Source organism: Corynebacterium sp. HMSC074E01, from assembly GCF_001808885.1.
In the GTDB taxonomy this organism is placed as follows: Bacteria; Actinomycetota; Actinomycetes; order Mycobacteriales; family Mycobacteriaceae; genus Corynebacterium.
This window is the reverse complement of the sequence record NZ_KV794801.1, coordinates 1-8,672: the sequence shown is the minus strand read 5'-3', so window position 1 is coordinate 8,672 and position 8,672 is coordinate 1. Positions and strand designations below refer to the sequence as shown.

Below are 8,672 nucleotides of genomic sequence, written 5' to 3'. Positions count from 1 at the left end.
TTCCTACTGCCCCAACTTTGCAACAGCACCTTTCAAGAAACATCTTCAATCTTTCCACGAAACCCCTGGCCGGCCGAAGGAAAACGGCGCTCAATAAAAGGAAACTCCCCTAGTGCTTCTCGTCGTTGGGAGCACTAGGGGAGAAGCCACCTGCGGGGGGGATTGTGGCTTTTTATTTTCCTTCCGTCCGACTATGCGCCGGGGGAGGTGCGCTGCGGACACCCAAAACCATACCGCCTTACAACGCGCCCGCAACCGGAATATCCCTCAGCAAGTGGATAGCTTTAAATTTCGAGATGCGCATATATGCATATGTGCATATCAGTACATGCGCATAAAGTGATTTTTAGTTCAGCTCTCTACTTAATGGTTTCCCTCCACATAGCATGATATACACACATGCGCATGTCGCTACCTGGAGAGATCTTCTCTAAATCTATTCTTGCTTTATGACTCGAGTAATTTCCGTGATTCAGTCGAAGGGCGGGACAGGGAAGACCACACTTTCGGTAATGCTCGCAGAGGCAATTCGGAAGATGGGTTATACGGTTGCAGTCGCAGACGGCGACCCCCAGCAATCTGCCACCCGATGGGCGAGCAGAGTAAAGGATTTTCCATTTCCCATCGAATCTGTCCGCAGTTCAAATGATTTCCCTGGAGTAGTCAGGAGAGGGAACAATCCGGACTTTCTTATAGTCGACACCCCTCCAGGTGGTTTAGCTTTCATAACCGAAAGCGCCGAGGCTGCCGATTTAGTCCTTCTTCCAACTGGTGTTTCCCCGATGGATATTGATCGAACGCAGGTCACACTTTCTTGGCTAATAGAAATGGGGATACCAACAGCAGTTGTTCTGTCGAATGTCGACAGAAGGGAAAAACTTCTAGATGAAGTCCATGCCGAACTGGAGGGTGATGAAACTGCAGCGCTTGCTGAAACAGTCATCCCAACGAGGGCGGCTACACGTCGCGCTTTCGGAACAAAGCCCAGTAGTACGAAGGTTTGGGATTCTTTGGCTCGAGAAGTAGTCGCAGCATTTGAGGATTAAGGGGTAGGCAATGGCAATTCCAAAGGCTAAAAATAAGGCGCGGGAAGAATCGTCTGGAAATAAGTCGGAGGTCTCGCCTTCAACAAAGATGTTCGCCCAAGCTAACGATAAAGCGACACGCCTTCAGTTGTACGTCCGCGATCGGCAATTGATTAAAGAGCTCAAACTCGCCGCAGTGGAAGAAGAGAAGAGTATCTCCCAACTTTTTGAAGAGTGGGCAACACGATGGCTCGAGGAAAGAAGCTAACTATCTGGTGTATATACCTACATACACATATGCGGATATAGGTATATACACATATGCGCTCTAGTGCTTTTACCTCGCTGTTTCTAGAGCTCTGGGCCTTGTTCTTCTTCAAGGTCGTCAGCAGGTGCTTGTTCGTCAGTGGTATCGCTGTCGCTGGTAACGCTTTGTTGCTCGCCACCTAGGCCGAGGCTAGCGAGGAAGTCGAGGCCTGCTTGTGCGCCCTGGTGCAGATCGCCGGCGTCTTCGTCCTGGGTGTTGTCGGTGTTGTCGGCTTCTGGGGTGGTCTCAGGTGCTGATGGTTCTTCTTCCACCTCGTTGTAGGAGGTGTCTGGCTCGTCATAGTCAGTGGTGTCGTGCTCGTAGGCGGCGGCGATGGTGCCTGCCATCATGTCGCGGATGGTGTCTTGGGCGGATTCGTCTATGCCGAGGCGGCGTAGTTCGTAGGTGCGTTGTGCGGCCAGGAGGTTTACTTCATCGGCGATATAGCCTGCATGGTCGGCAACATCGTTCGGGATTTCTTCTTCGCGCAAGCGGGTAGCGATGTCGGCGCGGTCGGCCCAGTCCATTTTCTCGCGGCGGATAGTATCGAGGCGTTGTTGCAGCCTATCGGTGTGTTCGCTGTCGTACTGTTGGGCTGCGTGGAGGCGCTTGTCCCATTCTTCGTGGTCCTCGGCGCGGTAGCAGATTTCCTCCCACAATCGTGCCTCCGGAAGGTTAGCGCCGGTGTCTTCAATGGCCTGCTGCGCTAGGCTGCGGCGCTGTTGCGCCTGTTCAAGACGCTTGTGCGCATGGTCTATGCGCTGTTGGTAGGTGCCATAGCCTGCCGCGTCGTGGTCATAAGCCCGCTCGGCTACCGGGCGGGTGTAATCATCAGCCAGTAGGCGTTGGTGCTCAATGTCTGCCAGGGCAGCTTCTTCTTCACGCAAGGCGGAACTGTGGTCTGCCATGGCCTGCTCATAGGCGCGAATACGCGCAGCATCAAGACGCACCTGCTGGAAGTTAGCCTTTACCTCGTTAAGGGCTGCGTCTTTGTCTTCGTAGAGGCGAGTAGTAATACTTGCTTCCTGCCAAGTGAGCGATTCCACCTTGGAACGAGCAAAGCGTGCGTGCTCTGCCAGCACAGTTTGGTTGAGCTGGTTAAGGTTTCCTTCCTTTCCAGTAAGGCGAGCAGTTTCCGCGCGATCGTAAGGGTTGTGGGTGCGAAGCCACGTATCGAGTTCTATATCTGCATGCCTGGATACAGGTGGTAGTTGGTTGCGTTTGCCCGTATCAAGCTGGCGAAGCTGTTCATCTAGGCGGTAGCGGATAAGGCGTGCCGGATCGTGGGCGTTGTCAATATCGCGGGTCGCCGCGTCCATGACGGTGCGCGGGTCAATGCCCGCGTCAATGAGTTTTGCCCAGCCGTGGCGGATAGGTTCTGTGCCGTCATCGCTGGTTTCAATCTTTTGAGCAAGGTCACCGGGCAGGGTGTCGATCCAGTCGGGTAGGTAAGCGTCGATGAAGTCGTTGGTGGCCTCATCTTTGCCCATAAGCCATAGGCTCATCATGCGATCGGGTGAGGTCTGCTCGTCTACGACGTCGGCTATGACCTCGCGTGCAGCCTTTGGGCTGTTATCGCGCGAGATTGCCTTATTAAAGACGTCCCTGACACTGGGGGCTTGGCGTATTCCTTGGTAGTGGTAGTGGCCTTCTTCGGCCAGTTCATCTAGCTGGTGTTCGGTAACAGCATAGATGTGGTTGGCGATTTTGCCGCGTGTAAGTGCCACATACAGCCCTGCTCTATCCACGTGGTGGTCGATTACCGCGCGGGTGCAGTCCACGGTGCTGCCCTGGGCGCGGTGGACAGTAGCGGCATAGCCTAGCTGCACATTGTCGTGGACGTAGTCTGCTGGCAGGCACAGGGTCTCACCGGTTGCTGTGTTGCGGGCGGTGATACTGCCGTTGTCGGCAATGGCGGTGACTGTCATAAGGGTGCCGTTGTTGATACGGGTACTCGTAGCAGTCTCATCGTCGTAGAACGTCTGGTTTTTGCGCGCCAGAATCGTATCGCCAACACCGGCTTGTTCACCTCTAGAAAGCTGAGCTTCCACGGTGGTGTCAACCTCACCGTGGGCGATGTAGTGGGCGCGGATTGTCTCGTTGAGTTCTGCCACATCGCGGTTGGTAGCAGCAATGAGAAGGCTGGTTTTACCGCTAGAAATATCAGCCAGGTAGTCTGCTGCGGCTTTACCTAGCATGTCGCTGCGTGCGCCACCATTGACCCAACCACGCTCTGTATAGAAGTCGAAAGTAGACGAATCTCCGTCACGCAAACGCAAGCTGGTGGCGGATTGTTCACGGTCTCCGCCGAAGCGCACGACTTCGGAGAGTTGATTATCCGTGCGGTCTGCGGCGTTGACCATTGCGCCGAATAGTCCGCCGTTTTCTACCGCGCCGAGCTGTTTATGGTCACCGATAAAGCGCACGACTGCGCCTGCTTCCTCGGCAATGTCTAACAGCGAGCCGATGTTAGGGGTCGAGGCCATGCCGGCCTCGTCGACGATGATCATATCGCCCGCGTTAATAGAAACCGGAAGGTCTTTAAGACTATGGCCGGGCTTTGTTGGGTGGTTTCCACGCCAGGTGTAGGTGAGTTTGTCGATGGTAAAAGCATCAAAACCTAAGTCTTTCGACAACACCTCTGCCGCCTGGGCAGACGGGGCCAGACCAATCACGTTGCGGCCTTCATTGGCCCACACGTTGGCAACCAGACGCATAGATGCAGTCTTGCCAGTACCTGCCGGGCCTACGCCGGTAGCGGCGAGTGTGCCGCAGGTAAGGAGGTAGCGGGCCATGGATTCCTGCCCTGCGTTAAGGCGGAACCCAGCCTCTGCTTCGTGTTCATCCAGTGCTTTATCAATCGCTGCAGATGGTGCGAATGCGGCCACCGGTTCGTTGAGTGCGCCCAGTGCTTTGTCTTCGGTATCGAGGATGTCCTGGGTGGTATAAAGCTCGCTATCAGCGCGGGCATCCCGGGCCTTTCCAGCCGAGTTCTTCAGGGCTTCGGGCAGTTCCAGGACGTCGAAATCATTCAAGGAAATGGCCTTATCGCGAACAATTGCTTCCACCACAGTGGCGTGGATAAGGTCGCGCTCGGAAAGAGAATCGAAGCGATAGCCTTGGAGTTTTCCACCCGCAGCAGTCGCTACATGCGAGGCGCGAAAGTAAGAACGACGTCTGACAACGGTGTCTAAAACCTCGTCGATAAGACCTGAAAGGTGGTCCTCGGAACGAAAGACTGGACGCTCATCACGTCCAGAATCTGCGGCAAGTTGGGCGATGGCAGCGAGTTCCTCTGCCCCAGTATCACGCGCGGAGACTTCCGCTTTCCAGCCTGCGCGAAGCTCTGCAAGGCTTTCTGGTTCACGCTTTGCATCACGGGTTTCCAAGATAGCTTGCTGCCACAACCGACCCACCTCAACCGAGTTAGGGGTTGCACCACGCGCGGCAACAAACTCTTCCACGAGTCGCTTATAGACCGGCTGTGCGCCGCGTCGACGCTTGGAAAAAGACTCCATCAGCGACTGCGAAATACCGTCAATCTCCCACGTAGGTTCCTTGTTGACCCCATGGTCGCAGGCGGTGAAAGTGTAGCCCATCTCGTTAGAAAGCAGGGTGTTCAAGATGGAATCATAGCGGTGCGAAATCGACTGATGATACTTCATCAAGGTGTACCCATCGATGGACAACCAGCGCCCATCTTCGGTCTGAACCTTGTTGGATACCAGCACGTGCGAGTGCAGATCCGGGTCTCCTGCGCGCGTATCGTAGTGCTTAAACTCCGACGCGACGAAGCCTTTCGTCTTGACTTGCTCACGCCCTTGCTTGCCAACTCGGGTAAACAAAGCGTTGTCTTCTGCCCACGCCATAGCTTCCTTTACGGCCTGGTGATGAAGCGCCTCAATACGCTGCGCGGTCTTCTCATCAGACAATGCCCACGCCACCGACACGGACTTAGCAGGCGAAAAAGTCAGGTCAAAACCCGACACAGACTGACGCACATTGTCCTTTAAACCATTGACCCAGTTGACGACTTCCCGGCCCGATTGCGGCTCGACTCCGTGTTCTTCAATGAAGAATTCTCGGCCAATATCCTGGACTAACTCGGCGCGTTCTTGCTTGCTCATCAACGTGCCCGTTGTCTGCCTATGGCGGCGCTCCGCGTCACGAAGTGCCACCAAAACCGGCACATCATTAGTGAAATTAGCGAAAGGACGCCCCAACTGTACGTCTTTGATTTTCTGACCTTCGGACATCTTCATATCCGCATCTGGGTGCAGACCTACGCCATACAACGCGGCCATTTGAGACTCGGTAACTTCCCCACCTTCGGTGACCGTTTCGGTGTTCAAACCGGCCAAACCAGAGCCTAACCAACGACCTGGCGGGGTGCCTTTCGCGTCGTAATACTTCGACAAACTTGGCGCATCTGTCGGCCCATCATTGGTAGCCACAGAGCGCAACAGGTACTCATAACCTGTTCCGCTATTGACTACGCGCAGGGTCATCATGCGCCCTAGTCTAGCAGCCAAAACCCGATTAACACTAAGAGTGCATATAGTGTGTTGTAAAAAGGGCGCTCGCGCCCACGGCTGCAGGTCTACAGCGCTGTCGAGAGACTGCAGGGATAGTCCACTGCTTGCTTCCGATTACGCCGAACTTCCCGCGTGGTGTTTGTGTCAGGAGCGGGGCGGTGTGTGCGCTGACATTGTGGGTTTATGGTTACCGCAAGTAGAAGTTTGAAGAAGCGTCAGGAACTGCGTCAGCGTCTCGAAGAAGAACAGCGTAAGCTGCGCGACCGGAAGAAGAGCATCAACTCGTTGCTCAGCCTTATTGAGCAACGAGACAAGTTGAACGAAAAGATTGGTCAAGCCTCGCAGTCCATTATCGACCTAGGGGAACCTAAAGAACTCGTGCGCGAGCTCGTCGGTGTAAGCCAGCGCGATTTCAACGACATGCTCAAGACTGCTAAGGAGTCCTCCCCTAGTGCGGAGGACTCCTCTGGAGACGATGAGTCGCACGCTGGCAATGATGAGGGCCGGGACAACGACGAAGCCGCCAGCGCCACTAAGGACGCTGGCGGCGATGATGCCGATGACAATGGCGACCAGTAGTCAGTAGAGAGAAAGACAGTCTTCGACGTTAGCGGCTGCGGCTACTGTTGCTCGTTCAGGTCGTACTACTCACCGGGGTTGACGGGCGCGGCGTCATACGGGTTGGAGTATGGCGAGTCGTTGGTCTCGTCCGTAGCGCGCTCGTAGTGGTCAGCCATGGAGCAAACCATCACGCCGAGGAAGGTGAGGAAGAACCAGATGATTACCCAGGCGATTACTCCGCCTAACGCTCTGATGATTCCTGTTCCCAATCCTGCGCGTCGTATCTGGGCAATGAGCATCCAGACCAGCATGGCGATGAGTGCAGATGGGGACATGGTTGGTAGCCGATAAATGGCAGTGCGCCCACGGAAGCGTCCTTCCTCTCTGTGGCGCGCGCCGCTCATGATACTGTTAAAGAGTTTGAGAAGACTCCACCAGTCTTACGTGTGGTAAACATTGTTTACACAGTGTCGATTAAACAATTCTATCGACAGTCCCAAGAGTGGCAGCAATGGTAAACAATGTTTACCATTGCTGCCAAGGAGAGGATACTGCATATGAAACAAGCACCCCACCCTTCCGGACGTGTGGTGTCTGTACGGATGCCAGATGAAATCATTGAACGACTCGACACTCTCTGCGATAGGACAGGACGTAGTCGAGGTTTCTACTTAAAAATGGCTATTACAGCCATGCTTCCCAAACTAGAAGAATTCCATTGGAATCAAGTGGCTGCAGACTTCGAAGAGAAGACAATCAACAACTTGTTTAACCAAATAATGCTCAACGGGCTAAAAGACGAGCCCGAAGAACAACAGTGACTCCACTAATACCTTAGGTTCCGAGCAAGCTTCATCAAAGCAAACGGCCAATAAGGCTTCTTGGCAACAGCCGCCACCATTACTAAATCTCCCAGTAAGTCACACTGATGTGATTTAATAGGCGGAGAAAATAAAAAGACGCGCCCCACACCCGTGGGGTGCGCAGCGCGAGCGGCACACACCCTCGGTTCAAGTCCAGGGCGCGCACATTCCTCAAAACATGAGGAAACCCCCGCATCATAGAGTTGGCGCTCTAGCGGGGGCCCAAAAAAGAAAACGACACCGACCGTGTCGGGTAAGACTTTACCACTTCCCCACGGACAGTGAGCAAAGCACAACACGGGCGGTGTCGATAATCCAAAAGGAGACCACGGCACCATGCAGCCCCCACACACCCCAGACGAGCGCCGCGCCAAGCTCGAAGCAGTCAAAGAACTAGCCCGCAGGCAAGAACACGACGCCGCACAAGAACTCCTCCAAGCCCAAGACGTCGGCTACACCTCCAAACTCTTCGTCCAAGCACTCTTCCCCTACCGCAAAGCAGAAAACAATGAGCGCGTCGTAGAAACTGCACAAGGGATAATCTCGGTCTACTCTCGCAGAGGTCTCCCCTACGGCAAGTATCCGCGCCTCATCATGGCCTACGTCATTACCCGAGCAGTAGAAAACGCTGGACGCCTCAAAGAAGGGAAAATCGACGAGCAGGAAGCGCGCCGCATCCCGCTCGGCCACTCGATGAACCATTTCCTCAAAGCAATCGGCGTTCTAGGCCGCGGAACTGGCGGAGCAACAGGCAACCTGAAAAACATTCGCGAACAAATCCTTCGTATCGCAGGTTCTACCATTACCGTCGAAAGCGATGACGGAGTGCACGCTCAAGGCAGCAACACCCAAATCTTGGACGGCTGGAACCTCTGGTTCGACCCCCGAGACCCCAACCAGGGAAGCTTCATTGAGTCAGAGCTAGCGCTAACCGAAAAGTTCTTCAAGCACATCGCAGAATCCCCCATCCCAATCGACCTCAACGTCCTACGAGAACTCACCAAACCCCGCTCAATGGACATCTACATCTGGCTGACTCTCAAGCAGTATTGGCTGGCGAAAAACAACCGCGACGCCTACACCTTCACGTGGGAAATGATGGCCGCAAACTTCGCCACCAAAAAACTCACCAAAGGTCAAGATTGGGTAAACTTCCGCACCGATGTCAAGAAAGCCATTCACGACATTTTGACTGTTTGGCCTAACGCCGGCATCACCGCCGACGCCAACGGAGTCATGGTCACCAAGACCGCCACCTCTATTCGACAGCGTCCACCAAAGCCCCAACTCGACTAATCCCCAGCAACCGTTAAGCGCCCCACTCGGGCGCTTTCTTTATGCCCAAATCAGACTGCGCATATTTACCAATACAGGTGCGCAT

At 54.5% G+C, this 8,672-nt stretch carries 7 protein-coding genes; 5 read left to right on the top strand and 2 right to left on the bottom strand.

What is annotated here, in order from left to right:
- Window positions 1-449: 449 nt before the first annotated feature.
- Window positions 450-1,046, top strand: a complete 597-nt coding sequence (locus HMPREF2537_RS12295; protein WP_049147792.1) for a ParA family protein — start codon at window positions 450-452, stop codon at window positions 1,044-1,046.
- A gap of 10 nt (window positions 1,047-1,056) precedes the next feature.
- Window positions 1,057-1,293, top strand: coding sequence for a hypothetical protein (locus tag HMPREF2537_RS00030; protein ID WP_046095264.1), 237 nt, complete (start codon window positions 1,057-1,059; stop codon window positions 1,291-1,293).
- 83 nt (window positions 1,294-1,376) lie between these two features.
- On the opposite strand, the gene mobF is transcribed toward HMPREF2537_RS00030, so the two are convergent.
- Complete coding sequence (gene mobF / locus HMPREF2537_RS00025; protein WP_070524514.1) at window positions 1,377-5,843, bottom strand: MobF family relaxase; 4,467 nt, start codon at window positions 5,841-5,843, stop codon at window positions 1,377-1,379.
- A gap of 228 nt (window positions 5,844-6,071) precedes the next feature.
- Here mobF and HMPREF2537_RS00020 point away from each other — a divergent pair, with 228 nt between their 5' ends.
- Entirely contained in the window at window positions 6,072-6,446 is a 375-nt protein-coding gene (locus HMPREF2537_RS00020) for a 3-deoxy-D-manno-octulosonate 8-phosphate phosphatase (RefSeq protein ID WP_232770592.1), read from the top strand.
- A 65-nt stretch (window positions 6,447-6,511) separates the two neighbouring features.
- On the opposite strand, the gene HMPREF2537_RS00015 is transcribed toward HMPREF2537_RS00020, so the two are convergent.
- On the bottom strand, window positions 6,512-6,763 hold the full coding sequence (locus HMPREF2537_RS00015; RefSeq protein WP_070776360.1) for a hypothetical protein: 252 nt from the start codon (window positions 6,761-6,763) through the stop codon (window positions 6,512-6,514).
- Between the two features lie 222 nt (window positions 6,764-6,985).
- Between HMPREF2537_RS00015 and HMPREF2537_RS00010 the strand changes: the two genes are divergently transcribed.
- Together HMPREF2537_RS00010 and HMPREF2537_RS00005 are read left to right on the top strand one after the other, a co-directional pair.
- The gene (locus HMPREF2537_RS00010; RefSeq protein WP_080970368.1) at window positions 6,986-7,249 is read left to right on the top strand and encodes a ribbon-helix-helix protein, CopG family; all 264 of its coding nucleotides are present in this window, start codon (window positions 6,986-6,988) and stop codon (window positions 7,247-7,249) included.
- A 378-nt stretch (window positions 7,250-7,627) separates the two neighbouring features.
- Window positions 7,628-8,587, top strand: coding sequence for a replication protein RepA (locus tag HMPREF2537_RS00005; protein ID WP_049377316.1), 960 nt, complete (start codon window positions 7,628-7,630; stop codon window positions 8,585-8,587).
- The last annotated feature ends 85 nt before the right edge of the window (window positions 8,588-8,672 follow it).

Coding starts and splice junctions, on each gene's coding strand:
- HMPREF2537_RS12295 (WP_049147792.1), top strand. CDS start 450: ATGACTCGAGTAATTTCCGTGATTCAGTCGAAGGGCGGGACAGGGAAG.
- HMPREF2537_RS00030 (WP_046095264.1), top strand. CDS start 1,057: ATGGCAATTCCAAAGGCTAAAAATAAGGCGCGGGAAGAATCGTCTGGA.
- mobF (WP_070524514.1), bottom strand. CDS start 5,843: ATGATGACCCTGCGCGTAGTCAATAGCGGAACAGGTTATGAGTACCTG.
- HMPREF2537_RS00015 (WP_070776360.1), bottom strand. CDS start 6,763: ATGTCCCCATCTGCACTCATCGCCATGCTGGTCTGGATGCTCATTGCC.
- HMPREF2537_RS00010 (WP_080970368.1), top strand. CDS start 6,986: ATGAAACAAGCACCCCACCCTTCCGGACGTGTGGTGTCTGTACGGATG.
- HMPREF2537_RS00005 (WP_049377316.1), top strand. CDS start 7,628: ATGCAGCCCCCACACACCCCAGACGAGCGCCGCGCCAAGCTCGAAGCA.